General features: G+C 66.9%; 22 protein-coding genes and 1 pseudogene. 9 read left to right on the forward strand and 14 right to left on the reverse strand.

Going from position 1 to position 24,829, the window contains the following annotated elements:
• Nucleotides 1-116: 116 nt before the first annotated feature.
• Nucleotides 117-2,291, forward strand: coding sequence for a DNA polymerase III subunit gamma and tau (locus tag D472_RS0108535; protein WP_017604066.1), 2,175 nt, complete (start codon nucleotides 117-119; stop codon nucleotides 2,289-2,291).
• A gap of 91 nt (nucleotides 2,292-2,382) precedes the next feature.
• On the opposite strand, the gene D472_RS29015 is transcribed toward D472_RS0108535, so the two are convergent.
• Nucleotides 2,383-2,511 carry a hypothetical protein gene (locus tag D472_RS29015; RefSeq protein WP_017604067.1) on the reverse strand — a complete coding sequence of 43 codons (129 nt, stop codon included), beginning with the start codon at nucleotides 2,509-2,511 and terminating at the stop codon, nucleotides 2,383-2,385.
• 142 nt (nucleotides 2,512-2,653) lie between these two features.
• Nucleotides 2,654-3,802, reverse strand: coding sequence for a methyltransferase domain-containing protein (locus D472_RS0108545; RefSeq protein ID WP_026117508.1), 1,149 nt, complete (start codon nucleotides 3,800-3,802; stop codon nucleotides 2,654-2,656).
• A gap of 607 nt (nucleotides 3,803-4,409) precedes the next feature.
• Between D472_RS0108545 and D472_RS0108555 the strand changes: the two genes are divergently transcribed.
• From D472_RS0108555 to D472_RS0108570, 4 genes are all read left to right on the forward strand, one after another.
• Nucleotides 4,410-4,745, forward strand: a complete 336-nt coding sequence (locus D472_RS0108555; RefSeq protein WP_026117509.1) for a YbaB/EbfC family nucleoid-associated protein — start codon at nucleotides 4,410-4,412, stop codon at nucleotides 4,743-4,745.
• A 158-nt stretch (nucleotides 4,746-4,903) separates the two neighbouring features.
• Complete coding sequence (recR, locus tag D472_RS0108560) at nucleotides 4,904-5,503, forward strand: recombination mediator RecR (protein ID WP_017604071.1); 600 nt, start codon at nucleotides 4,904-4,906, stop codon at nucleotides 5,501-5,503.
• 181 nt (nucleotides 5,504-5,684) lie between these two features.
• On the forward strand, nucleotides 5,685-6,956 hold the full coding sequence (locus D472_RS0108565; RefSeq protein ID WP_083903415.1) for an aspartate kinase: 1,272 nt from the start codon (nucleotides 5,685-5,687) through the stop codon (nucleotides 6,954-6,956).
• Complete coding sequence (locus tag D472_RS0108570) at nucleotides 6,953-8,011, forward strand: aspartate-semialdehyde dehydrogenase (RefSeq protein ID WP_017604073.1); 1,059 nt, start codon at nucleotides 6,953-6,955, stop codon at nucleotides 8,009-8,011. The genes D472_RS0108565 and D472_RS0108570 overlap by 4 nt, the downstream gene beginning before the upstream one ends.
• 118 nt (nucleotides 8,012-8,129) lie before the next feature.
• On the opposite strand, the gene D472_RS0108575 is transcribed toward D472_RS0108570, so the two are convergent.
• Nucleotides 8,130-8,864: a GntR family transcriptional regulator gene (locus tag D472_RS0108575; RefSeq protein WP_017604074.1), complete on the reverse strand. Its 735-nt coding sequence runs from the start codon at nucleotides 8,862-8,864 to the stop codon at nucleotides 8,130-8,132.
• 347 nt (nucleotides 8,865-9,211) lie between these two features.
• Here D472_RS0108575 and D472_RS0108580 point away from each other — a divergent pair, with 347 nt between their 5' ends.
• The gene (locus D472_RS0108580) at nucleotides 9,212-9,595 is read left to right on the forward strand and encodes a PLD nuclease N-terminal domain-containing protein (RefSeq protein ID WP_017604075.1); all 384 of its coding nucleotides are present in this window, start codon (nucleotides 9,212-9,214) and stop codon (nucleotides 9,593-9,595) included.
• A gap of 199 nt (nucleotides 9,596-9,794) precedes the next feature.
• Here D472_RS0108580 and D472_RS0108585 read toward each other — a convergent pair whose 3' ends face one another.
• The 6 genes and pseudogenes from D472_RS0108585 to D472_RS0108610 all read right to left on the reverse strand — a co-directional run bounded on the left by D472_RS0108585 (nucleotide 9,795) and on the right by D472_RS0108610 (nucleotide 16,074).
• Nucleotides 9,795-10,175, reverse strand: a complete 381-nt coding sequence (locus D472_RS0108585; RefSeq protein WP_033303420.1) for a DUF952 domain-containing protein — start codon at nucleotides 10,173-10,175, stop codon at nucleotides 9,795-9,797.
• Nucleotides 10,176-10,197: 22 nt separating this feature from the next.
• The gene (locus D472_RS0108590; protein ID WP_017604077.1) at nucleotides 10,198-11,292 is read right to left on the reverse strand and encodes a hypothetical protein; all 1,095 of its coding nucleotides are present in this window, start codon (nucleotides 11,290-11,292) and stop codon (nucleotides 10,198-10,200) included.
• 119 nt (nucleotides 11,293-11,411) lie between these two features.
• On the reverse strand, nucleotides 11,412-12,740 hold the full coding sequence (locus tag D472_RS0108595; protein ID WP_017604078.1) for a dihydrolipoamide acetyltransferase family protein: 1,329 nt from the start codon (nucleotides 12,738-12,740) through the stop codon (nucleotides 11,412-11,414).
• A 12-nt stretch (nucleotides 12,741-12,752) separates the two neighbouring features.
• Nucleotides 12,753-13,766 (reverse strand): alpha-ketoacid dehydrogenase subunit beta, encoded by a 1,014-nt coding sequence (locus D472_RS0108600; protein WP_017604079.1) that lies wholly within the window; start codon nucleotides 13,764-13,766, stop codon nucleotides 12,753-12,755.
• 16 nt (nucleotides 13,767-13,782) lie between these two features.
• Nucleotides 13,783-14,861: pseudogene (locus D472_RS26675) on the reverse strand (thiamine pyrophosphate-dependent enzyme).
• 535 nt (nucleotides 14,862-15,396) lie between these two features.
• Nucleotides 15,397-16,074, reverse strand: coding sequence for a GntR family transcriptional regulator (locus tag D472_RS0108610; protein WP_017604080.1), 678 nt, complete (start codon nucleotides 16,072-16,074; stop codon nucleotides 15,397-15,399).
• Between the two features lie 711 nt (nucleotides 16,075-16,785).
• On the opposite strand from D472_RS0108610, the gene D472_RS0108615 reads away from it, so the two are divergent.
• The 3 genes from D472_RS0108615 (at nucleotide 16,786) to D472_RS0108625 (ending at nucleotide 20,268) form a co-directional block, all read left to right on the forward strand.
• The gene (locus D472_RS0108615) at nucleotides 16,786-17,571 is read left to right on the forward strand and encodes a phosphatase PAP2 family protein (protein WP_017604081.1); all 786 of its coding nucleotides are present in this window, start codon (nucleotides 16,786-16,788) and stop codon (nucleotides 17,569-17,571) included.
• Between the two features lie 251 nt (nucleotides 17,572-17,822).
• Nucleotides 17,823-19,772, forward strand: coding sequence for a heavy metal translocating P-type ATPase (locus D472_RS0108620; RefSeq protein WP_017604082.1), 1,950 nt, complete (start codon nucleotides 17,823-17,825; stop codon nucleotides 19,770-19,772).
• A gap of 193 nt (nucleotides 19,773-19,965) precedes the next feature.
• Nucleotides 19,966-20,268, forward strand: coding sequence for a hypothetical protein (locus D472_RS0108625; RefSeq protein ID WP_338036512.1), 303 nt, complete (start codon nucleotides 19,966-19,968; stop codon nucleotides 20,266-20,268).
• A gap of 242 nt (nucleotides 20,269-20,510) precedes the next feature.
• On the opposite strand, the gene D472_RS25085 is transcribed toward D472_RS0108625, so the two are convergent.
• From D472_RS25085 to D472_RS0108650, 5 genes are all read right to left on the reverse strand, one after another.
• The gene (locus D472_RS25085; RefSeq protein WP_017604084.1) at nucleotides 20,511-21,371 is read right to left on the reverse strand and encodes a polyphosphate polymerase domain-containing protein; all 861 of its coding nucleotides are present in this window, start codon (nucleotides 21,369-21,371) and stop codon (nucleotides 20,511-20,513) included.
• Nucleotides 21,368-21,973 (reverse strand): DUF4956 domain-containing protein, encoded by a 606-nt coding sequence (locus D472_RS0108635; protein WP_033303422.1) that lies wholly within the window; start codon nucleotides 21,971-21,973, stop codon nucleotides 21,368-21,370. Before D472_RS0108635 ends, D472_RS25085 begins: the two co-directional genes overlap by 4 nt.
• Nucleotides 21,974-22,070: 97 nt before the next feature.
• Nucleotides 22,071-22,730: a response regulator transcription factor gene (locus D472_RS0108640; protein WP_017604086.1), complete on the reverse strand. Its 660-nt coding sequence runs from the start codon at nucleotides 22,728-22,730 to the stop codon at nucleotides 22,071-22,073.
• Entirely contained in the window at nucleotides 22,727-24,352 is a 1,626-nt protein-coding gene (locus D472_RS0108645; RefSeq protein ID WP_017604087.1) for a HAMP domain-containing sensor histidine kinase, read from the reverse strand. Before D472_RS0108645 ends, D472_RS0108640 begins: the two co-directional genes overlap by 4 nt.
• The gene (locus D472_RS0108650) at nucleotides 24,345-24,728 is read right to left on the reverse strand and encodes a hypothetical protein (protein WP_017604088.1); all 384 of its coding nucleotides are present in this window, start codon (nucleotides 24,726-24,728) and stop codon (nucleotides 24,345-24,347) included. Before D472_RS0108650 ends, D472_RS0108645 begins: the two co-directional genes overlap by 8 nt.
• Between the last annotated feature and the right edge of the window lie 101 nt (nucleotides 24,729-24,829).

Below are 24,829 nucleotides of genomic sequence, written 5' to 3' on the forward strand. Positions count from 1 at the left end.
TGTCTTCGGGGTGCTCACCCCGGATCCGCCCCTTCCGGTTCTCGCGACCCGGTGCGAGTTGTCACCTCCAACGGGTTGAATGGGACCGTGGCAGGGACCAGGGGAGTGATCACACCGTGAGTATCGCGTTGTACCGCAAGTATCGTCCCGCGACGTTCGGTGAGGTGCGCGGCCAGGAACACGTGACCGACCCGCTGCGCCAAGCGTTGCGGAGCGGACGCATCAACCACGCCTACCTCTTCAGCGGACCGCGCGGCTGTGGCAAGACCACCAGCGCGCGCATCCTCGCGCGCTCCCTCAATTGCGCCGAGGGTCCCACACCGGATCCGTGCGGTACCTGTGACTCCTGTGTCGCGCTCGCCCCGGACGGTGGCGGCAGCATCGACGTCATCGAGATCGACGCCGCTTCCCACGGTGGTGTGGACGACGCGCGTGACCTGCGGGAGCGCGCGTTCTTCTCGCCGGTCAACTCGCGCTACAAGATCTACATCATCGACGAGGCGCACATGGTGACCCGTGAGGGTTTCAACGCGTTGCTCAAGCTCGTCGAGGAGCCCCCACCCCACCTGAAGTTCGTGTTCGCGACCACCGAACCCGAGAAGGTCATCGGCACGATTCGCTCGCGAACGCACCACTATCCCTTCCGGCTCATCCCGCCGAGCACCCTCAAGGAGCTCATGGAAGACCTCCTCGAACAAGAGGGGGTCCCCTACGACCCGGCCGCCCTGCCCCTGGTGGTGCGTGCGGGCGCCGGTTCGGCGCGGGACACCCTGTCCGTGCTGGACCAGCTCATCGCCGGTTCGGATGAGGGCGGCATCTCCCGTGAGGGCGCCGTCTCCCTGCTCGGCTACACCGACTCCAGCCTGCTCGGTGAGATGGTCGACGCTCTGGGGGCCCGGGACGGCGCCGCCGTGTTCGGTCTGGTGGACCGAGTGGTGGAAGGTGGCCACGACCCTCGCCGATTCACCACCGACCTGCTGGAACGCTTCCGAGATCTGGTGGTGCTGGCCGCGGTCCCGGACGCCATCGACAAGGGCTTGGTCAACGTCTCTCCGGAGTCGGTGGACCAGATGAAGGAACAGGCCTCGAAGCTGGGGCCCGCCGAACTCTCCCGGGCCGCTGAGGTCCTCAACCAGGGACTGACCGAGATGCGGGGCGCGACCGCACCACGCCTGCTCCTCGAGTTGCTGTGCTCACGGATCCTATTGCCCGCCACCGACGGTGACCAGAACGCACTCTTGGCCCGATTGGAGCAGATGGAGCGCCGACTGGCCGCCGGGATCGCGACGCCTGCGGGCCCGCCCCCGGTCGGGCCGGCCCCGGCCGCGCAGTCCGCTCCGGTACCGGTCGCTCAACCTTCCACCACGCCCTCGACACCCACCGCGCGATCCACGGCACCCGCGTCTATGCGACCCGGCGAACCCGCGCCGCGCCCCGCCCCTCGGAGCGAACCCGCCGGGTGGGAGGCTCCGACACCCTCTCGGTCCCAACCGGCCCAGCAGCAGTACGCTCCCGCATCGGCTCCCGACGGCGGTGGCGGGGCGGTGGACCTGGGTCGGCTTCAGGGGGCCTGGCACCAGATCCTGGAAGCGGTCAAGGGCCGACGCCGCTTCACCTGGATGATGTTGCACGGTGGCGACGTGCAGCCGGTCGGTGTGGAGGGCGCCACCGTCCTGCTCGGTTTCAACCGACCCAACGAGGCCAAGGGATTCGGCAACAGCGGCAGTGACCAGGTCGTCGCCGCGGCGATCCAGCAGGTGCTGGGGGTCGAGGTGCGGGTGGCTCCCGCAGGTACCGGCGGACCGGCTCCGGCACGCCGTGCCCAGCCCGCACCGCGTCCGGCCGAACCCTCCGGCTGGGACGCTCCACCCCGCCAGAGCGCACCCGCACCGCAGGCCGCGCCCCCCGAACCCGCGCGCCCGGCGGGCCCACCCCCGGAACGGCTGCTCAGTGATCGCCCGGAGCCGCCGCCGGACCCCTACGAGGACGCCGCGTCCGCCCCACCTCCGGAGGAACACGCCGCTCCGGCGTCGGCTTCGGAACAACGACCACGGGGCGGATGGAACGAGGGCCCCACGGTCGAGAAGCCGGCCTCGGTAGGCTCGGCGACCGGTGAAAAGCCCTCCCCCGGGGCCGTGGCCTCCGACTCCGCGCCCGCAGGCGTGGCCGCCACGAACGGTGCGACCGCGCCGGCATCGGGCTCCGGTGGCGGTGTCTTTCTCATCGAGACCGAGTTGGGCGGCAAGCTGATCGAGGAGATCGAACACGAGGCGCCCAGCGAAGAACTGTGAGGAGGCCCGTGGTCCAGGGCCGCGACGCGCGTAGGACCGCCACGCCCAAGGCGTCCGTGTACGCGTGGTCGGTCGGCCCGGTCCTCAGTGGTCACCGGTCGCGGAAGGGACCATTGAGCATCTCCACGGCCGGGTCCGGATCGATGCCGGCGAAGATCTCTCCGGGTTCGCGGGCCGAACCGAGTCTTTTCCGGAACGCCTGAAGGTCTGGTCCGGTCAACCGCTCATGCGGTGATGGCCCCTATAGTCAGCCCGGTGTGACCGGCCTCGCCCAGCGGTTCGGCCGCGGCGTCGAGGAGGGCCGCGCGCGTGAGGGCTTCGGTGATGGGGAGCGGTGTCCGCCGCTTCCGTTCAGGGGTGGCTCAGATAGGGGCCCCGACCGGCCAGGACCGTTCGTCCGGAGAGTCCAACCACACCCGTTGATCGCCCTTCGGGTCCACCACCAGACCGAACCGATCCGGTTCCGGCCGGCCCAGTTCCGCCCAGAGTTCCAAGGCTTCCTCGAGCTCGTCCCAAATGCTTCGCGGGCCGCCCTGTTCCACCATCCACGAAGTGCCATAGGGGTAGATCCGCACCCAGGAAGCCCCCTGGTGATCACACAACCACAACCCCGAGCCCGTACCGATCCAGCGCCGTCGCATCCGCCAGTCCGGCACCATCACCGACAAGGCGAAGGCAGAGGGAAAGGTCAACAGTGGAGAGACCGGATCGGTCTGGGTGAGCCGGTACTCGTCCGGTTGTTGGCCCGCGTCGTGCACCGGTGACGACACCGGGCCCGGGGTACGCAGTGGTACGAACCCCACACCTTCGTGGAATCGACCCACCGCCGAGTCCTTCGAGCCGAGTTCCAGTCGCATCAGCACGCCCGCGCTTTCCAGCAACCCCCACGGACACACCACGATTCCGCCCTCGGCCAATTGACCCAGCCAAGAGTGGGGAACCCGACGGACCCCGCATGCGCTGATGATCCGGTCATAGGGGGCGCCCTCCGGGTGACCGGTGTGACCATCGGCCAGATGGGTGGCGGGTGCCAGGCCGGCACTCCGTAGCGCACGGCGAGCCGCTTCCAGCAGGCGGTCGTCGATCTCCACCGAAACGACCCGGCTCTCACCCAGGCGATGGGCGAGCAGGGCGGTGTTCCAGCCCGTGCCGGTGCCCACTTCCAAGACCCGTTGGCCATCGGTGAGATCGGCCAGTTCCAGCATCCGCGCCAGTACGGTCGGTGCCGAACCGTAGGAGGTGGCGGTGCTCCGACCGGACTCACGCGGTCTGGGAGCCCTTCCCCCCTCCACCTGAGTGGTGATGGCGTTGTCGGCGTGAACGGCGGTCAGCCACCGATTCGAGTTCCCCTCGGTGTTCAGCGTGCCGCCGCGTGTGGTCAGTGCACCCGTCTCCGGGATGAACAGGTGCCGGGGCACGGAGCGGAACGCGTCCACGAGTGCGGCGTCCGTCAGTGTGCCGTCCGCGATTATCGCCTCGATCAATGCCGAGTTGCGTTCTCTTGCGGTCAACACGTTCTCAGTCCCCTGATCGTCGTCGCTGGTCGAAGCCGGTGCGTGAAGACACCGAGAAGCCCTTCGGGCTCGATACCCATCTTTTCAACCCATGGTGCTCTTCGCGCTGTTCTTCGGCTTCTTCGCTGGTGAAATCAGGTCAACGGAGCCACCAAATCCTTCCCCCACGGCTCCTGCCCATGGGCGGGGTGGTCCACGTAGCCGTGCGGCCCGGACGTGTAGTGGAAGTCCTTCTCCCTGCTCCTTGCCCAGGAGGTCCCGGCCGCGACACGCTCGGCCAGGTCGGGGGGCGATGTAGGGTCGCCCCCCGAGACCAGGTCGGCCCGTCCCTCGCCGACCGGGTGACGCTCTCACGCAACGACCGCCTGTGCTCCGAACGTGAGCGTGTGTCCCGGTCCCTCCTCGGCCTCGAACACACGAGGCAGGCCCTTGGCCGGGTCATCCGGCGAAGTGGGGATCGGACGGAACAGTCGATCGGTGGGGTGCTCCTGATGAGTGCCCGAATCCGGGGGCCGCACCGACTACCCTCACAAGGAAAGTGACACCCAGCAGCGACATCCAGCACCACGAGTGCGGCGAGGAGACGGCCGTGAACCCTGGCGGAATGGACATGCAGGCCCTGCTCCAGCAGGCCCAGCAGATGCAGCAGCAACTGGTACAGGCCCAGCAGGCCTTGGAGGAGGCCGAGGTCGAGGGCACCTCCGGTGGTGACCTGGTCAAGGTCAAGCTGAGCGGACGCGGCCAGGTCGAGGACATCACCGTGGACCCCAAAGCCATCGACCCCGCGGACGCGGAGGAGACCGCCCAGACCGTGGCGGACCTGGTATTGGCGGCCATCCGTGACGCCGAGGCACAGGTCGAGCGTCTACAGCAGGAGAAGATGGGGCCGCTGGCCGAGGGGATGCCCGGTGGTGGCATGCCCGGCCTGCCCGGTTTCTGAGAAACCTCGGCGTGCTGCCTGGGAGGGGCGGCACGCCCTGGTACCCGCCGGTTTCGGGTCCGTTGTCAGAAGGGGTCGCCACTCCCCGATACGGTGGAATGAGGGGCATCAGTGGCCCCGCCGGACCCAGGGGTTCGGTTTCGACCAGGTAGGTAGGCATGTACGAAGGCGCGGTTCAGAATCTGATCGACGAACTCGGGCGGTTGCCCGGCGTCGGTCCGAAAAGCGCGCAACGCATTGCCTTCCACCTACTCTCCGCAGAGCACGCGGACGTCAAACGCCTGGTCAACGCGCTCATCGAGGTCAAGGAACGGGTCCGCTTCTGCTCGATCTGCGGCAACGTCGCCGAGGAAACCGAGTGCCGTATCTGTCGTGACACCCGCCGTGACTCCGCGATCATCTGTGTCGTGGAGGAGTCCAAGGACGTGGTCGCCATCGAACGCACCCGTGAGTTCCGGGGGCGCTACCACGTGCTCGGGGGCGCCATCAGCCCCATCGAGGGTGTGGGCCCCGACGACCTGCGCGTCAAGGAACTCATGACCCGTCTGGCCGATGGCCAGGTGAGCGAACTGATCCTGGCGACCGACCCCAACCTGGAAGGGGAGGCCACCGCGACCTATCTGGCGCGGCTGGTCAAACCCATGGGCCTGAAAGTCACCCGCCTGGCCAGTGGTCTGCCCGTCGGCGGTGACCTGGAGTACGCCGACGAGGTCACCCTCGGACGTGCCTTCGAAGGCCGCCGAAACCTGGAGTTCTAGCTCACACTTGACCGTCGACCGGTCCGATCGTGAGTAACCTCCGTTCGAGCGGGTAGGCCCGAACGCTGGTGTGTCAAGACGCCACGCCCTCCCGTCGCAGGTCGCAGAGGGTACGGCTGGGTGTCGCTGACTACACTCCCTTGTTAATTGTCTTGGTCCCAACTCCTCAGGAGCATCGATCGTGGCCCTAATCGTGCAGAAGTACGGTGGGTCTTCCGTGGCCGACGCGGAAGCCATCAAGCGAGTAGCCCAAAGGATCGTGGCTCAGAAAAAGGCGGGACATGACGTCGTGGTCGTCGTCTCCGCGATGGGCGACACGACCGACGAACTGCTGGACCTGGCCGAACAGGTCTCCCCGATGCCGCCGGCTCGCGAGCTCGACATGCTCGTCACCGCGGGGGAGCGCATGTCCATGGCCCTTGTGGCGATGGCCATCGAGAACCTCGGTTACGAAGCCCGGTCCTTCACCGGTTCCCAAGCCGGAGTCATCACCACGTCGTTGCACGGCAACGCCAAGATCATCGACGTGACACCCGGACGTATCCAGGAAGCCATCGGCGAGGGCGCGATCTGTATCGTCGCCGGCTTCCAGGGCGTTTCCCAGGACACGAAGGACATCACGTCCCTGGGACGCGGCGGTTCCGACACGACCGCAGTGGCCCTCGCCGGCGCGCTCGACGCCGACGCCTGCGAGATCTACAGCGACGTGGACGGCGTGTTCACCGCCGACCCGCGTGTCGTGCCCACCGCACAGCGCATTCCGAAGATCTCCTATGAGGAGATGTTGGAGATGGTCGCCGGCGGAACCAAGATCCTGCACCTGCGTTGCGTCGAGTACGCGCGCCAGTACAACATCCCCCTGCACGTCCGCTCGTCGTTCAGTCAGAAGCCCGGGACGTGGGTCGTTTCGGAAGTCGAGGAAAGCGAAGGCATGGAACAGCCGATCATCTCCGGGGTATCCCACGACCGGAGCGAAGCCAAGATCACCGTCGTCGGTGTCCCCGACCGTATCGGTGAGGCCGCGACGATCTTCAAGGCGCTCGCGGACGCCGAGATCAACATCGACATGATCGTGCAGAACGTGTCGGCGGTCTCCACTTCCCGCACCGACATCTCCTTCACCGTCCCCAAGGACTTCGGCAAGCAGGCCGTGGACGCTCTGAAGAAGGTCCAGGAGAAGGTCGGCTACGACTCCCTGCGCTACGACGACAAGATCGGCAAGGTTTCGCTGATCGGCGCCGGCATGCGTTCCTACCCGGGTGTGACCGCCCGCTTCTTCGACGCGATCGCCGGCTCCGGCACCAACGTCGAGATGATCTCCACCTCGGAGATCCGCATCTCGGTGGTCGTCGAGGAGGACCAGGTCGACGCCGCGGTCCAGGCCGCGCACAGTGAGTTCCAGCTCGACGCAGACCAGGTAGAGGCCATCGTTTATGGAGGTACCGGCCGATGAGTAACCGTCTTCCCACCCTGGCCTTGGTCGGTGCGACCGGCGCCGTTGGCACCGTCATGCGCGAGATCCTCACCCAGCGTGAGAACGTCTGGGGCGAGATCCGTCTGGTCGCCTCCGCGCGTAGCGCCGGCAAGGTCTTGAGCGTACGCGGCGAGGACGTCGTGGTCCAGGCCCTGACCCCCGAGGTCTTCGACGGGGTCGACGTCGCCATGTTCGACGTCCCCGACGAGGTCTCCAAGGAATGGGCGCCGATCGCCGCCGCTCGTGGCGCGGTCGCGGTCGACAACTCCGGTGCGTTCCGGCTCGACCCCGACGTTCCGCTGGTGGTCCCCGAGGTCAACTCGGATCAGGTCCGCAACCGCCCGCGGGGTATCATCGCCAACCCGAACTGCACGACCCTGTCGATGATCGTGGCGATCGGTGCCCTGCACCGCACCTACGGTGTCAAGGAGCTCGTGGTCTCCTCCTATCAGGCCGCTTCTGGCGCGGGTCAGGAGGGCATCGACGTCCTGCGCGACCAGATGGCCAAGGCCGGGCAGGACCGCACCCTCGGTGACAAGGCGGGCGACATGCGTTCCGCCGTTGACGAACTCGGTCCGTTCCCGGCGCCGCTGGCCTACAACGTCGTGCCGTGGGCGGGTTCGCTCAAGGACGACGGTTGGTCCTCGGAGGAGTTGAAGGTCCGTAACGAGTCCCGCAAGATCCTGGGCCTCGCGGACCTGAAGGTCTCCGCGACCTGTGTCCGTGTACCGGTGATCACCACGCACTCGCTGGTCGTGCACGCCACCTTCGAAAACGAGGTCGCCGCCGACGACGCCCGCAAGCTGCTCGGCGGAGCCGAGGGCGTCGAGGTCTTGGACGACCCCGCCAAGGGCGAATTCCCGACCCCGAACGACGTGGTGGGCACCGACCCGACCTGGGTCGGCCGGATCCGTCAGTCGCTCGACGACCCGAAGTCGCTCGACCTCTTCCTGTGCGGTGACAACCTGCGCAAGGGGGCCGCGCTGAACACCGCGCAGATCGCCGAGGTCGTCGCCAAGGAGTTCACCTCCTAGCAGGACCGGGCGCACAGCACCGAGGGCGGTGGTTCGTTTCTCCGAGAGGAGGCGGACCGCCGCCCTTAGTCGTTCGGAAGGGGTCGTTTCGGGAGGCTGCGATTCCTGAGGAGACCGGTCACGCCGGAGGCCTGCGCCCTCGGGGGTGCGCCAAGGACAATCTGTAGAGGAGTCGACAGTGCTCGGCGGACCCGATGAGGTCGGAGGTCTCCACGGGACGGTTTCCGCTGTAGTGGGTGCGTTCGACGACGAGCACGGGCATTCCCGGAGTGCTGTCGAGCAGGGTCGCTTCGGCGTCGCGAAGGGAACGGACTCCGACCTCCTCCACGACCCGGTCCACCGGATGGCCCGCCGCGCCGAGTCGCTCCACGGGGCCGTCCTCGGGGGCGTCGAAGGGGGTGCGCAGGGTGCCCGCGGTGAGGACCGCCGGTTCCCAGGAGTGGTGCAGGGTGACCGGCCGATCCGAGGCGAGCCCGAGTGAGGTGGTTCGGTAGACGGGATCGCCGTCGCGTAGACGGAGCCGGGTGCCGACCCGGCCGGAGCATCGTTGTTGTTCGGTGCCGAGCCGTTCCCGGTGGAGTGCTCCCAAACCGAAACCCGAGGTGGCGTCGGTGCGAGGCAGCCGGTAGACCTCGGGGACGGCGCGTACGAAGTATCCAGAACCGGGGCGGGATTCGATGAGTCCTTCGGTGACCAGGAGTCGCAGCGCGGTCCGGGAGATCTGTTCACTGACCCGGTAGGTGCGGGCCAGATGGGTTCGGGAGGGCAGGCGGCTGCCCGGCGCCATTTTTCCGCTGAGGATGGGTGTGCGCAGTTGTTCGGCCAACCAGAGGTATCGGGGTCGCCTGGCCACCTCTCACCGGACCTTCGACCGTGGGGCTCGGCGGGGCGGACCCGTTCTGGGCTCGGGGCGCGGGAGGTGGGGGTCGATGTCTCCTCCTCGGCCGGTGTCGACGTGGAGTCGGGAGGACGGAGTGAACCTGCCAGATCGCCAAAGCTCGCCCATGGTTCCAGTAAAGCAGTGGAAAGACCTGGTGGGGGGCACTACCGGAAAGTAGCCGGTTCTGCCAACGGGGGACCATGGAATCGGAGTTCCCGAGGGCGACAGGGGAAACGCCCGAAACCAAAGGAATGTGTGTGCTTGACCGGTCAGGTTATTACTCTTAGTAGCGAAGCAACTACACATTGCTCGGGGGAGTCATGATCGTGAACCTGTTGGAATTGCCGCCGTTGGCACAGGCGACCCGGTTGGCGAACAACGCCGAACCTACGGTCCTTTGGATGAGTGGGATCCTCGGTGCCCTACTCGGGGCCGCGTTGTTGGTCGTCGCTCTGTTGATGATCACCGCGATCATCTCCACCATGGCCAACGACGACACCTCCAAGGGTGGCAAGCTTTTGTGGACGGTTTTCATCCTCTGGTTCCCTTTCTTCGGGGCCATTTCCTGGTTCGTGGTCGGCAAGAAGGGTCACCTCAACCGGTTCCTCGGCATCGACAAGGGTCGAGCCCGGCACAGGATCCCCGTCAGTGTCGGCCAGCACAGCGATGTCGTGCCAAAGCAGGAGCGGCTCGAACCCGCCTGAGCGTTCGCGCTTCGAGAAGTGAAAACGGAGCCCTGGGCGGTGCGGAGGAGATCTCCGGCCTCCAGGGCCCCGTCATGTTCGACCGCGCAAGCCCGGGTTCCGGCACACGGTCAACCGAAGTGGGTCGTCCACAGCCTGTGGACACGACACCGCTTCCACCGGGCGACGCGTCTCCGATACGGAACCGAACCGGCGTGGATCAATGAGGGTGACCGGACTCCTCGACATCCTCCAGGGCGCTGTAACGTCCCCATCGATCACGGACCGGCCGCCGCACCGCCACCACCGCACGACGCGGGATCGGACCGAAGACGTGTGGGAAGAGCACGTTCGGACCGACCCCGGGCGGGGGAGCGGGATCGGCGGCCTCCCAACGGATCTCGGCGTCGACCCGCTCGGTGTCCACCACCAGGACCACGAGGGGTTCGGTCGGTTCGGCGTAGAGCGCGTTGGCCACGGCGAGCATGACGGTTTCGTCGGCGGAGGCGTGCAGGAAGCCCTGAGTGGACAAGGATTCCGCCTCGATGTCCCCGCCACGTCGCCAACGGGACATCTCGGTTAGATGTAGTACAAGGCTCATGGGCGGACGGTACCCATGGAGGTCAGGGGTTACCAGTGACTCCGAGCCCGTAGTCGCTGACCGTGTAAGCGGTACGCCAATCGCCACCGGGCCGAGGAATGGTGTCGCCACCGTCGGTCAGCGAAAGGTCATCGGGGGAGTGGATGCCCAGGGCCTCGGCGGTCTCCAACACGAGCATCGCCAGACGTACCGGGTTGACCTCGTCGAAACGATAGCGGGGGCCGCAGTGGGAGATGCCGAACCGCAGATGACGTTCCTCGGTGGCCTCGACCCAACCCAGCTCCTCGGGAGAGGGCGTATCAGGGCGCTTGGTGAGCGCGTCGCCGGCCGCCTCGTCCAGGTTCAGTTCCACGTGCTCGCCGATTTCCAGGTGGAAGACCCACGGTCCGCTCTCCTCACCAGGGAAACGTCCGTGGAAGCCGAAGGACCGTCGAAGGTCCAACGCGGTCAGTTCGGCGGGCATGGTGCGGAAGGCCTCGACCAGTCGGCGAGTGTAGGACTTCCAGTCATCGGAGCCGGTGATCCCCGCGAGGGACATGCCGCCGACGTCACCGGTCAGGGACACACCGAGGAAACCGGCTGTCGTGTCGCCTCCGTGCTCACGGTGGTACCAATACCAACCCTCGGCAGGGGAGGTCGGCATCAGGCACAGGACCGGGCCTTGGAGTCCGGCGCGTAGTTCCAGGCTGTGCTCGCTCCGGCGCCAGCGCAGGAAGGGGGCGCCCCAGAGCGGTGCCTCACCATGAAAGGGAACCCTCGTGTCGTCGGCACCGATGACGTTCGGTTCGCCCAATGCTTGGCGCAGGGCACGGCCCGCGTCCCGGAACGCCTCGACCCGTTCGCGTGTCTGGCCCTCGACACGGCCCAACGGGAAGTGCAGGCCCACGTACTCCTCATGGACCACGTGGATCCCCATGTGATCGCTGATCGGGCGCAACCAGGCGTCCCCGTGGGAGCGTGTGCGCAGGACCGGCCCCCATTCCTCGGACTCCCACCGCCAGCCCTGGTCGACCGCCATCCGGGACAGGTCGGCCTCGGTCCACTTCCCGGGGTCCAGCTTCCAGAGCAGTGTGCCGAGTGTGGCGATCCGCTCAGCGGGCCAGAGAAGATTCGTCATGATGTGCGCCCTTTCCATGGTGACGCGTCGATCATGCCGGCAACGTCGGACGCCCCGGTCGGAGAAAGCTCCGACCGGGGCGTCTCGCCGCTTCGACCCGCGAAGATGGCGCGGGTGTCCTACAGGATGATCCGCATGGGCTCTTCCAGGATCTCCGCGAGTTCCTTGAGGAAGGCGGCGCCGACGGCACCGTCCACCGCCCGATGGTCCACCGACAGCTCCAGCGCGATGCGGTTGCGCACCCCCACCTCACCGTCCACGACCACCGGCTCCTGACGCATGGCGCCCACCGCGAGGATGGCGGCCTCCGGCGGGTTGATCACCGCCGAGAAGCTGTCCACCCCGAACATGCCCAGATTGGACACGCTGAACGTGCCGCCACTCATCTCCTGCGGCTTGAGCTTGTTGTCACGCGCCTTGCCGGCCAGATCACGCGTACGCGAGGAGATCTCCGACAACGTGGCCTTGTCGGTGTCGTGCAGTACGGGAACGACCAGACCGGCGTCCACGGCGACCGCCACACCGACGTTGATCCGGTGGTGCTGGACCAGCTTGTCGTCCACCCAGGAAGTGTTGACCGCGGGGTGCAGCTTGAGCGCGGTGGCGCACGCCTTCACGATCAGGTCGTTGAAACTGACCTTCACACCGGTGCTCGCCAACTGCTCGTTGATCTGAGCGCGGAAGGCCTTGAGGGCTTCGGCGTCGATCGCACGGCGCAGGTAGAAGTGCGGAACCGTCTGCTTGCTCTCGGTCAGCCGGCGCGCGATCACCTTGCGCACGTTGCTGGTCTTGAGCTCCTCGGAGTCGCGACCATCGTCGAAGGACCCTCGGTCGGCGGCGGGGGCGGTCTGGGCCGGAGCGCTCGGGATGCTCTCCTGGGTCGTCGGTGCCTCCTGCTCGGCGGCGCCACCCTTGGCGGCGGCTTCGATGTCGGCGCGCACGATCCGACCCTTGGGCCCGGATCCCTTGATCTTGCCGATGTCCAGGCCGTACTCCTTGGCCAACCGGCGGGCCAGCGGAGAGGTACGCGGACGAGCCGGGGGCGCGGATTCGGTGGACTCGTCCTCGGACTCGTCGGCCGCCTTGGGCTCTTCGGCCTCAGCGGACCCCTTGTCCTCGGACTCTTGGGCCTTCGCGGGCGCCTTGTCCTGGGTGCCCTTCTCCTCGGCCTCGGGAGCCTCCGAGCCACCGGGCTTCTCGGGCACCGCGTCCGGAGAGTCGGCGAGGACGCCGATGACCTCGCCGATCGGCACGGTGTCGCCCTCGGAGACCCTCTGCTCGACCAGGTAACCGTCCTCGTAGGACTCGAACTCCATGACGGCCTTGTCGGTCTCGATCTCGACCAGAACGTCACCGGTGGAGACCTCGTCCCCCACCTTCTTCACCCAGGTGGAGATGACGCCTTCCTCCATGGTGTCGGAGAGGCGCGGCATGTGGATTTCGCTCACTGGTTACTCCCTCTACCCGACCCGTTTGCCGACGGCGCTCAGGGTCTCCTTGATCACGGTGCTGATCGACTCGATCGACGGCAGGGCCGCGGTCTCCAGAGGCTTGGCGTAGGGCATCGGTACCTCTGCCATGGCCACTCGACGGACCGGTGCGTCCAGGTAGTCGAAGGCCCCCTCCTGGATCGACGCGGCGATCTCCGCACCGATCCCGTAGGTGAGCCAGTCGTCCTCGCAGACCACCGCGGCGCCGGTCTTCTTGACCGAGTCCACGAAGGTCTGCCGGTCCAGCGGACGTAGGCTGCGCAGGTCCACGACCTCGACGCTGATGTCCTCCTCGGCCAATTTCTCGGCGACCTTTTCGGCGACCATGGCCATCCGGGAGTAACCGATCAACGTGATGTCGCTCCCCTCACGGGTGACCGCGGCGCGGCCGATGGTCGCGACGGTGTCGTTCTCCGGCTCGGCGTAGTCGTCGGGGACCTCGCCCTTGGAGTTGTACAGGCCCAGGTTCTCCAGGAACAGGACCGGGTCGTCGTCGCGGATGGCCGCGCGCAGCATGGAGGAGGCTTCGGCCGGGGTGCTGGGAGCCATCACCTTGAGGCCGGGGATGAAGGAGTAGAAGAGTTCGATGTTCTGGGAGTGCGTGGCGCCCAACTGCTGGCCGCCACCTCCGGGAGTGCGGATGACCATGGGCACGCTGGTCTGGCCGCCGAACATGCCGTAGATCTTGGCGGCGTGGTTGACGATCTGGTCGATGGCGATCAGCGAGAAATTGATCGTCATCAGTTCGACGACCGGGCGCAGGCCCAGCATGGCGGCGCCGACGGCCGCGCCGACGAAGCCTTCCTCGGCGATCGGAGCGTCCTTGACCCGCTTGGGACCGAACTCCTTGAGGAGGCCCTCGGTGATCTTGTAGGAGCCTTCGAAGACACCGATCTCCTCGCCGATGACGAGGACGTTCTCGTCGCGTACCATCTCGGCGCGCAAGGTGTCCCGTAGAGCCTGGCGGTATGTGATCACGGACATGTGACTGGTTCCTTCCCTATTCCGCGAACACCGGATCGGCGGGCATGCGCCGCGACTCGTTGGGGACCGGGGTGGCGTACGTGTAGTCGAAGAGCGTGGAGGGGTCCGGGTGCGGACTGTTCTCCGCGAAGTCGGCGGCCTCGGTGACCTCCTCCTTGACGGAGGCGGTGATCTCGTCGCGGAGTTCGTCCGTGAGGACGCCGGCCTTGGTCAGCACACGGTCGAAGATCACGATCGGGTCGTTCTCGTCGGACCGAGCCTCCTCGCGCTGCTCTTCGGAGCGGTACTTGGCGGGGTCGACGACCGAGTGGCCCTTCTGCCGATAGCTCCACGCCTCCAACAGGAACGGTGTCTGTTCCTTGCGGGCGCGCTCGACCAGTCTGGTGGCGGTGTCGCGCACGGCCAGGACGTCACGTCCGTCCACCCGTTCGCCCTCGATGCGGAAGGCGGCGCCCCGCTTGTACAGGTCGGGTTCGGCGGAGGACATCTCCACGGTGGTACCCATACCGGTGAAGTTGTTGATCACTACGAAGACGACGGGCAGGTCCCACAGCTTGGCGATGTTGAGGGACTCGTGCCAGGCGCCGATGTTGGTGGTGCCATCGCCCATCTGGCACATGACGACCTCATCGCCGCCACGGTAGGTGACGGCCAGGGCCGCACCGGTGGCCAGTGGCAGGGGGCCCNCATACGGGTCTGGGTGTCGTACATGTGCATCGAACCGCCCCAGCCCTTGGCCACGCCGTCGACGCGTCCATAGAGCTCGGCCATGACCCGCTTGGGGTCCATACCCTTGCCGATCGCGTACCCGTGGTCACGGTAGTTCGTGAACAGGTAGTCGCGTTCTTGGAGGGCCGTCATCAGGCCGACGATGGTGGCCTCCTCACCGAGGTTGAGGTGGCAGTAACCACCGATCCGGGCCTGGGTGTAGGCCTGGCCCGTGCGCTCCTCGAAGCGCCGGATGAACAGCATCTGACGGTAGTAGTCGAGGAGGGTCTCCGGCTTCTCGTTCTCGAGTCCGGTGGTCTTGCGGCTGCGCCGCTTGGACCCGGAGGTCCGGGCGCCGCCGCCCTTCGGCTTGGCCGTGTCAGCCATGGTGTGCCTTTCTACGTGAGAGAAGGCCCGCCTTCCCGGCCTGTGGGTCGGGTGACGTGGCCCGCTCCGGCCTCGCTGTCGGGCGTGGTCGGGGCGTGTGTCGCCACCGGGCTCATCGGCGGCGACACTCGTGGCTGTTGCGGGGCGCACCCATCGTGGCCTTGGCGGGGCCGAGCGAGGGCGCGAAGTGTGTCGGGTCGCGTGTGCAGTTGTTGCGCCGTAACCCTTGAGGGGATTGCTTCCCGGTCTGGGGTTCCGTATGCATCCCTGGATAGGTCGTCAGGTTCGTTCACCGGCCGGATGAACGACCCCACACCCTCAGGGCGCGCACTCGGATGTGATGTGCGTCGCGCATACTCTACGGTCTGATCGATGATCGATCAATGCAACCTTACGGGAGATAACGGAAATTCGGTGCGCCACCCCTGCTCGTGTCGAGACGCACTGGTGAAAGGTCGCGGAGCGCCGAGGAACCCCGTGCACGTCGAGTAGCCCGACCGACATCGGGTAGAGCCGAAGGTGAGGTCCGCCCGCGCTAGCGGTTGCCCTCGTGGGTCTTCAGCGCCGCTTCCACGTAGTTGAGGACGTGGTCGCTGAGCATCCGGCCCACGGCCGGATCGCCTTCACGGAAGGCCTGGGTGATCTGGGCGTGGTCGGCCGCCTTGGCGTGCAGCTCCATGTTGAGCCAACGCACCGAAAGGGCGGTCCACACCTCCACACCGAGCGATTCCCAGGTGTGCAGGAGCACGCTGTTGTCGGCGGCACGCACGATCTCGCGGTGGAACTCCACGCTGTGGCGGATCTGCTCGGTGACGTCGCCTCGCACGGTCGCCGCCCGTAGGGCTTCGACCTCTCGCTCCAACGGCGAGGGGTCTTGGGCCAGACGTGGAGCGGCCAATTGGGCCGCGACCAACTCCAGACCAGCGCGAACGGGGTAGATCTCCGCCATGTCCTGGACACCGAACGCCCTGACCCTGGCTCCCTTGTTCGGCACCGTCTCGATCAGGCGCAGGGTCTCCAATTCGCGTAGTGCTTCGCGGACCGGGGCCTGGCTCACCTTGAGTTCGGTGGCGATACGTCGTTCGACGATGCGCTCACCCGGCTTCCAGCGGCCGGACAGCAGCCCTTCGACCAGTACCTGCCGGATCTGCTCCCTCAAGGGCTCACGGGCCAGCTTCGAAGGATCGTCCGGCAACTGTGGGAGGTCGACCATCCAGGGCCCTTCCGTTCTCCGTCCCGTGCGCGACCGGCGCACGAGCCGACGCACTTCACTGTCTGACAGGCTCCTTGAAGGGTGCCACACGTGGATGGGTCGCCCGGACGGCCGGACCCAGGGTGGTAACGAAGTGCTCACGAAACCATCGCGCCCCGGCGAAGTGGGTGAAGACGGTGAGGGTGGCACCGGCAGAGTCCAAGGTAGAAGGGTCACACTTGGCCGCCCGAGCCGTCGATGCTCGGTGTCTCCAGGTAGGCTCATCTGTCGGCGATATTCAGACAAGGCCGGACGGAGTGTAATCCATGTCACGGCCACGGCCCGAAGAGGGTGTCTTGACCTGCGCGAACAGAACTGGAGTGGAAGTCGGCGCCGGTGGCGACGCCATTCGATGACCAGTTCCGCTCGTCGGAGATCGGACCCGTTGAACGAGCGTTCGCGAGGGTCGCGAACCAGGCGGAGGGTTCCGCCGTCGAACCAGGTGCGGGGGCAAGGACCCCCTCGGTACCTTACCGGCATCCGGCGGTGGTCCCGAGGACGTCAGAACAAGTCCCAACAACCATGGCTAGCCCGTCCCCCACACCTCAGCAGTGCCACAGGCGAGCCCACGACGTGTGAGACAGCACTGAGCACATGACGCATTCTTCGAGGACCCGGCGCACATGGTCCAGACAGACGCCTCCGCCGCACGAGCCGGAGCGGCGTACACCCGTGTCCGGACCCTACAGCGGTCCGATTCCCGTGGTACGAGCCAAGGAGTTCGCCCCCGGCCCGCCCGTCGTGCGCGCCGTGAAGTGGCCGAGCGTGAGCGAGATCGCGTGGGGGCTCGCCTCGGACCGCATCGCGATCATCCTCTTCGTGGCGCTCATCGTGATGACGATGCTCGCCGCTGGACCACTGCATCCGGTGGACAACTTCCTCAACGAGCTGCATCGACCCTACTGGGACCTCCTGCGCGAACCGCTGATCTTCTGGCCGGACAACGTGGCCTCCCGTTACGTGGCTCTGCCGGTTCTGGGGGTGACCGCTCTGCAGTTGGCCTACTGGCACCGAAGTTGGAGACCCATCATCCTGGGGGCGGGCGGCGTCTTCGGCATGATGTCGATGGTCTCGGTGATGAAGTTGTTCTTCAATCGGGGCCACGCCAAGAATTTCGACCCCGACTTCTTCGCGGGGATGGGCAACGTGGCCTTCCCTTCGGGGCACGGAGCCAACGCGATCCTCATCTACGGGCTGGTGCTGTTCCTGATCATCAGGTTCGGGGCGGCCAGACCGCACATCATCAAACGGTTGGCGTACTGCATCGTGGGTATCGCCGTACTCCAGTCCACCGTCTCGATCTACCTGCACTTCCACTGGTTCACGGATCTGCTGGCCGGGATGATCGCGGGAGGGTTCGCGCTGCGGCTCACGATCCGCCTGGACCGGATGATCCCGCATGGGCACACCGTCCAATGGTGGCCGTGGTACGGCGGGGGGTCCGAGGCCGAGGGATAGGGAGTCGTGCCAAGGGTCGCACGAGGGGCGTTCACCGAGAGTATCGGTTGACGCCCCTTCTTCATGTCCCGCCTCTTGCCTAATATACCCCGTGGGGGTATTTTCTGTGGCGGAGGTAGGAGATGAGCACAGGTCACACGGCCGGCGGCCATCAGGCCCATGGGCACTCGCAGCACGAAGGCCATGGCTCTGGAGGTCACGACGGCCATGGCGGTCACGGCGGCCATGAGGGGCATGGGGATCACGCCGCCATGTTCCGTGGCCGGTTCTGGTGGAGCCTGCTTCTGAGCGTGCCCGTGGTGTTCACCAGTCACATGGTCGCCGGTTGGCTGGGCTATCACGTGCCGGACACGCTCACCTGGGTGCCGCCCGCCCTGGGCACCGTGGTCTTCCTCTACGGCGGATGGCCCTTCCTCGCCGGAGTTCCATCGGAATTGCGCGACCGCCGGCCCGGCATGATGACCCTGGTGGCCATGGCGATCACCGTCGCCTTCGGGGCCAGCATGCTCGCCACCTTCGGGGTGGTCGGCACGGAACTCGACTTCTGGTGGGAACTCGTCCTCTTGGTCGTGGTGATGCTCCTCGGCCACTGGCTGGAGATGCGCGCGCTCGGACAGGCGTCGGGGGCGTTGGAGGCACTCGCCTCACTCCTGCCGGATCAGACCGAACGTGTCGGCGCCCATGGTCGGGTCGAACAGGTGCCCGTCGCGCACCTGGCCGCGGGCGACACCGTTCTGGTCCGTTCCGGAGGTCGTGTACCCGCCGACGGCGTCGTCCTCCAAGGGCGGGCCGACGTCGATGAGTCCATGATCACCGGTGAGTCCCGCGCCGTCACCCGCACCGAAGGTGATCGGGTGGTCGCGGGGACCGTGGCCACCGACTCCTCCCTTCGCGTTCGTGTTGACGCGGTCGGTGACCAGACCACTCTCGCGGGGATCCAACGCCTGGTCGGTCAGGCGCAGGAATCACGCTCCCGCTCCCAGGCCCTCGCCGATCGGGCCGCCGGCTGGCTGTTCTGGTTCGCTCTCACCGCAGCCGTCATCACCGCCCTGGTCTGGGGGGTGATGCTCGGTGAACCCGGGCAGGCCGTGGAACGGACCGTCACCGTGCTGGTCATCGCCTGCCCCCACGCTCTGGGCCTGGCGATACCCCTGGTCATCGCCATCTCCACCTCCCTGTCCGCGCGCAACGGCATCCTCGTCAAGGACCGTTCGGCGTTGGAACGCACCCGCTCGGTGGACACGGTGCTCTTCGACAAGACCGGCACCCTCACCAAGGGCACGCCCGCCGTCGTCGATCTCACCGCCTTCGGCGATGGGTCCATCGAACGGCTCCTGGCCTTGGCCGGTGCCGTGGAGGCCGATTCCGAACACCCCTCGGCGAAGGCGATCCTCACAGCGGCCCGCGAGGCGGGGCCGGTGCCCACGGCCTCTGACTTCCGCTCTCTGCCCGGACACGGCGTCCGGGCCACCGTGGACGGAATCGACACGTACGTGGGTGGGCCCGCGCTCTTGGACTCCCTCGAACTCACCGAACCGGAAGGGTTGGCCGAACACACCCGGCCCTGGCGGGAACAAGGGTCGACCGTCCTGCACGTGATCGCCGACGGGGCCGTGATCGGAGCACTGGCCCTGGCCGACGAGGTCCGCCCGGAATCGGCCTCCGCCGTCGCTCGGCTCAAGGAGCAGGGAGTGCGGGTGGCACTCGTGACCGGTGACGCCCGTAACGTAGCCGACGCCGTGGCCGAAAAGCTCGGTTTGGACGAGGTGTTCGCCCAGGTGCTTCCGGACCAAAAGGACGCGGTCGTTCGCGATCTTCAGGAGCGCGGGCACCGGGTGGCGATGGTCGGTGACGGGGTCAATGACGCGCCCGCGCTCGCCCGCGCGGACGTCGGGATCGCCATCGGGGCCGGGACCGACGTGGCCATCGAGTCCGCCGGTGTGGTGCTCGCCTCGGACGATCCGCGCGCGGTGATCTCCGTTCGCGAGTTGTCACGGGCGGGTTACCGGAAGATGGTGCAGAACCTGGTGTGGGCGGCCGGCTACAACGTCGTCGCGGTGCCGCTGGCAGCGGGCGTCCTGGCGCCCCTCGGATTCGTTCTGGCTCCGGCCGTGGGCGCCGTCCTGATGAGCCTGTCGACCATCATCGTGGCGCTCAACGCCCAACTGCTGCGGAGCTTGGATCTGCGCCCCACCGACTGACCATGGACGCGTTCATCGGTCGGCGACTTGTCCCATTCCACCCCTGTCGAGGCTCGAATACCTCTACCGTCAGCAGAAACGGGACGGGAGGAGCTCACATGTACTGCGACTACTGCGGGAGCTGGAACGGTGGAGTGAACCAGAAGTGCAGGAACTGTCTGCGCCCACTGGGTGTTCGTGTGGAGTCGTCGCTGTGGAACGGACGGTCCTAGTGCCTCCGGTCGATCCGGAACCGACCGAGGTCATCGAGGCCTGGCTTCCGCACGACGCGCGGTGGCACACGCAGGCACGTGAACAGGCCCGACGTGGCCCGGAGCGGCTGCGGGCCTACGTCACGGAGTTGGTGCGCGATCATCGTGACGGCTCCACTCCCATCATCGATGACTACGACCTGCGCACCCTGGAGTCGGTGAAGGGGGACCTGCGGACGGGAGGACTCGGTGACGTGGACTGGCGCCGTGTCGCCCACGCGCTCACCCGCCCTGGGATCGGATGACCCCGGTAATGGCAGACTCCGGCCACTTTCATGGTCTGGATCCCTGAAGCGGGCGGTGGCAGGATTGGAGAGTCGTGTTCGCCCTCTTGTAGCGGGAGGGGGCTCACGATAGGGCCGCCGTCTCGACCGGTTACGAGGCGGCGGCCACCCCGTGACCGGACTGCTCGGCCCTCAACGCGTGGGGTGTGTCCCATGTTTCACGTGAAACACGGGAGAGGTGTTCGTGCCGCTTTGGCCTGCGGCTATGCGTCCATCTTCAGAGTGTGGGCCGGTTCGGGATGGTCCAGGCAGCGCCCCATCGCCCGTATCCAACGGTTGCCCCGTAGTCCCGTTTCCAATGCGACCAGGGTGGCCGCGTACTTGCTGAACCGGACCTCGCGCAACCCTGACTCGTGGAGTCGGCGCTCGGTCGTGGTCAATCCACCTCGTGTCTTGATCTCCAACAACACCACGTCCGGGCGCATCCGCACCGATCGATCTCCTCGATGCCCGACCAATCCACTGTCCACGGTCACCCGCTCCTCCCCGGAGAAGGAGACCACCGTGGTGCGGTGGTAGTCGGTCACCGCGGCGGGCGTCAGCCTGTCCGGCGACTCCATCCGGTATCGGGCCAGCGACCGGTCGAGGAACTCCCGGGTCCGCCAGGTCAACCGATCCGAGGGCGCTTCCATGGGCAACTCGAACCGCGCCTTGTCGGTGACACCACGCGCGCCCTTCGACTTCACCTCGAACATCTTGGTGCCCGTGTCCACGTAGGTGCGGGTGCGCACCTTGTACCGAAGCCGTCGTCCCTGCCGGTGGTCGTGAAAGGTCCGCAGGTCCGGAGTGTCCAGATAGGTGGACGAGTAGAGGAAGGAGGTCCGTCCGTCGATCTCCAGCACCCCGAGGTCCCGTTCCGCCCCTGCGAAGAGCACGGGCATCAGTTCGATGGGTACCAGGTACTTGCGGCAGGTGCGGGTGACCAGTGCGGCGCGTTCGTTGACCTCGGCCAGGGACATGGGTCGCAGTCGGTCCAGGCCGGGCGGTGCCTGATCGGGGGAGTGAGCGGGGGAAGGGTCGACGATGAGGGGCCTGGCCGGGTCTTCGGCGGCTCGATGGTTCACAGCCCACCCCACCAGGCCGGCATGGAGCGACGGCGCTCGCCGGATGTCGGGCCCGGAACCGGGCCCGCATCGGGTTCCAGGAACCGTACGTCCACCACCATGAGGTCGCGCACGTAGTCCACCTCGGTGACCTCCACGTGCCGCACCCGGGACCGAAGGCGTCCTTCCAGGTCTTGGCGGAGCGCCAGCGGGTCCTCGTGCACCACGTCCAGTGTCATGATCCGCCGTTGGATGCGAGGCAGCAGCCTCGGATGCCCGGCCACGTACAGGGTGCCCAACAATAGGACGTTCAGCCCGATCATGATCGGTGGTGGGGCGATCGCGTTCACCAGTCCCAGTGCGATGGCGACGAAGTAGTAGCCGATCTCGCCCTGACCGATCAGGTCCGAACGCAGTCGTAGGATCGACAACACACCGAACAACCCGAAGCCGACGGCCAACCCCACCTCTTGACGGGCCAGCGTCGACACCACGGCGAAGATGCCGATGTTCAAGGCCACATAGGCCAAGAGCAGGTCCCGGCGGCCGTGCCGACGGAAGTAGAGGACGTAGGACAACACCGTGATCGCGGCCAGGTCGACCGCCAACGCGAACCAGATCATGGTCGTCATCCTGTGCGGTGGTGGTGAGACGACCATGATCCTTGGATGAGGAAAACCTCATGAACGCCAGCGGGCGGTCGCCCAGGTGGTGTGGAGGTCACCCGGTCAGCCGGTAGCCCATACCCCGTACCGTCACGATTCGTTCCGGGCCCACCTTACGGCGCAACGCACGAACGAACACGTCCACCACGTTGGATCCCGGGTCGTGGTCGTAACCCCACACGTGCGACAGCATCTGCTGCCGGCTCAACACCTGGCCCTCATGCCGCATCAGCAGTTCCAGCAAGGCGAACTCGCGTGCGGTCAGGTCCACCGTCAGATCGTCCACCGAGGCTCTGCGGGTGCGCAGGTCCAAGGACAGCCCGCCCGCGCGCAGCACGGTCAGGTCGGCGGTGCGTTCGTTGCGCATCCGCAGCCGCACTCGGGCCAGTAGTTCCTCGAACCGGAACGGTTTGGTGACGTAGTCATCCGCCCCGATCTCCAACCCGGTCACGGTGTCGCGTACCCCGTCCCGTGCGGTCAGGATCACCACGGGGGTGTCCACCCCCATCGACCGGATCCGGCGCAGAACGTCGAAGCCGTCGGTGTCGGGCAGGCCCAGGTCCAACAACATCAGGTCGAACCCACCGGTGATGGCGTAGTCCACGGCCTCCGACCCGGTGCCCACCACGGTGGTGACGAACCCGTTGGCGGTCAGACCCTTACGGACGAACGAGGCGATCCGCTCCTCGTCCTCGACGATGAGTACGCGGCTCACGCGCGCTCCCTTCCAACGGTCCCATCGACTGGTATGACCAGGGTGAACGTGGATCCGTGACCGGGTGTGGAGCGTAGGTCCACCCGGCCGTGGTGGGCTTCGGCGATGGCCCGGACGATGGCCAGCCCCAACCCGGCGCCGCCGTCACCACCGCGGGCGGTTCGGCCACCACGTGAGAATCGTTCGAAGATTCGGCCGTGGTCCTCGGCCGGGATACCGGCCCCCTGATCCGACACCCAAAGCCGCACGTTCGAACCCACCAGGGCCGAACCGATGCGCACGGTCGAGCCGGGCGGGCCATACCGGACGGCGTTGGCGGCCAACTGCACCATCGCCTGGGTGATCCGTTGTGGGTCCAGTCGGGCGGTGCCTTCGGCGACGGCCTCCAGACGCCATGAACGATCGCCCAACGGCCGAACCTTGGCGTCGATGTCACTGGTCAGCTCGGCCAGAGAAACGGGTTCGGGACGCACGAAGTCGGGTTGCTGCGCCTTGGCGAGCAGCAGCAGGTCCTCCACGATGCGCCCCATCCGGTCCAGTTCGTCGGTGACCAGCCGGACCACCTCCTCCCGTTCCTCGGGGGAGTCACCCATCAGTTCCAGGTGGCCACGCACGATCGTGATGGGGGTGCGTAGCTCGTGACCGGCGTCGTCGACGAACCGTCGTTGCTCGTTGAACGCGCCCTCCAGCCGATCCAACATGATGTTGAACTGTTCGGCCAAGGCGGCGATGTCATCCCGCCCGGAAACCTCGATGCGCTGGGTGAGGTCCTCCTCGCTGATGGCGGCGGCGGTTCGGCGCACCAGCCTGACCGGAGCGAGGATGCGCCCGGCCACCCACCACGCCGCGCTACCCGTGGCGAACAAACCGAGCGTGCTCATCAGGGCGATCGTGCCCATGGTGGCGTTGACGGTGGCACGCTCCTGATCGGTGAAGTAACCGATCACGAACCAGCCCCCAGGGCCGTCGTTCCCTTCGGGGGGCAGCACGCGGAGCTTCTCCCACTCCACCGGTCCCGCCGGGGTCTCCAGGATGCCGCGGGCATTGGTCGAGCCCAAGATGGCCTCTACGGCCTCCGGATCCGCGGACAGGTCGTACGGCGGCTCCTGCCCCTGCCGGATGCGACCCGACTCGATGGCCGGATCGCCCTCGCTGCCGGGGGCGCCCGCCCGTTGGGGCGCGCCCTCGGTGCCTTCTCCCTCATCGACCCAGCCGAAGAGGATCTCGGAGTGGTCGGGATATTGCCGTTCCAGGTGGACACGGATGAGGGAGGACACGTCGGTGAAGGGCTCTCCGGTGCGCGGGTCGACACCGATGGAGGCGAATTCCTCGAACTCCCGGGTCTCCTGGCTGAGCGCCCGGTCGATCCGCTCGTCGGTCCGTGCGTTCAGGGCACTCCAGGTGACCACGTTGACCAGGAACAGCACGATGGCCATCAGCAGGATCACCCAGCTCATGATGAGCAGTCGTGCGGGGACGCGTCGGCGCTGAGGGATGTCGGGTCGGGGGCCGCGCAGCACCAGTGTCGGCAAGAGCGACGTATGCACGGATGGGCCTTCGCCGGGTCCACTCCCAGACGGGACGTGGACGGTGGTGGCCTCGGTGTCGTCTCGCTCAGTCATCGTCGTCCTCGAAACGCGCGTCCAGGCACGCCTCCCACCAGTCGTCCCACGTGTCCTCGTCCCAGTGTTCGTGACCGGTGTGTCCGTCGAGGCAATCGAAGGGGAATCCGGTCGATCGCTCGGGGACCGGTGATGGCTCGGTGGTGCCCGAGTCCTCCTCGACCGGATCGAGGGGTTCTTCGGTGAGCGGCTGAGGAGGATCGTCCACACCATCGCCGGGTTCGGTGGTGGCGACTCCGGATGACTCACCCACCACCACCTCCGAGGCGGGGGCGGTTTGCGGGCCGCGTAGGGATAGCGCCCAGACCAGGGCGGCGGTGGCCACGAGGACGATCGTCAACGCCCCGGCCGCCAGTGGCACCAGAGGTGATCTCATGCCATCGAGCCTCCTCGCCTCGCAGGAAGTGAGCATGAAACGGACATGAGGAAGTCTTCATCTTCCCAGTTCATCCGGGGGAGGCAGGGCGGTACGGCTCG

The sequence above is a fragment of the Nocardiopsis alkaliphila YIM 80379 genome (assembly GCF_000341005.1).
Lineage (GTDB): Bacteria > Actinomycetota > Actinomycetes > Streptosporangiales > Streptosporangiaceae > Nocardiopsis > Nocardiopsis alkaliphila.

Bases quoted from the DNA above. Each gene is read 5' to 3' on its own strand.
- D472_RS0108590 (WP_017604077.1), bottom strand. From the start codon at position 11,292: ATGACGAATCTTCTCTGGCCCGCTGAGCGGATCGCCACACTCGGCACA.
- D472_RS0108610 (WP_017604080.1), bottom strand. From the start codon at position 16,074: ATGGTCGACCTCCCACAGTTGCCGGACGATCCTTCGAAGCTGGCCCGT.
- D472_RS0108635 (WP_033303422.1), bottom strand. From the start codon at position 21,973: ATGATCTGGTTCGCGTTGGCGGTCGACCTGGCCGCGATCACGGTGTTG.
- D472_RS0108645 (WP_017604087.1), bottom strand. From the start codon at position 24,352: ATGACTGAGCGAGACGACACCGAGGCCACCACCGTCCACGTCCCGTCT.
- D472_RS0108585 (WP_033303420.1), bottom strand. From the start codon at position 10,175: ATGAGCCTTGTACTACATCTAACCGAGATGTCCCGTTGGCGACGTGGC.
- D472_RS0108570 (WP_017604073.1), top strand. From the start codon at position 6,953: ATGAGTAACCGTCTTCCCACCCTGGCCTTGGTCGGTGCGACCGGCGCC.
- D472_RS0108580 (WP_017604075.1), top strand. From the start codon at position 9,212: ATGATCGTGAACCTGTTGGAATTGCCGCCGTTGGCACAGGCGACCCGG.
- D472_RS0108600 (WP_017604079.1), bottom strand. From the start codon at position 13,766: ATGTCCGTGATCACATACCGCCAGGCTCTACGGGACACCTTGCGCGCC.
- D472_RS0108555 (WP_026117509.1), top strand. From the start codon at position 4,410: ATGGACATGCAGGCCCTGCTCCAGCAGGCCCAGCAGATGCAGCAGCAA.
- D472_RS0108650 (WP_017604088.1), bottom strand. From the start codon at position 24,728: ATGAGATCACCTCTGGTGCCACTGGCGGCCGGGGCGTTGACGATCGTC.
- D472_RS0108620 (WP_017604082.1), top strand. From the start codon at position 17,823: ATGTTCCGTGGCCGGTTCTGGTGGAGCCTGCTTCTGAGCGTGCCCGTG.
- recR (WP_017604071.1), top strand. From the start codon at position 4,904: ATGTACGAAGGCGCGGTTCAGAATCTGATCGACGAACTCGGGCGGTTG.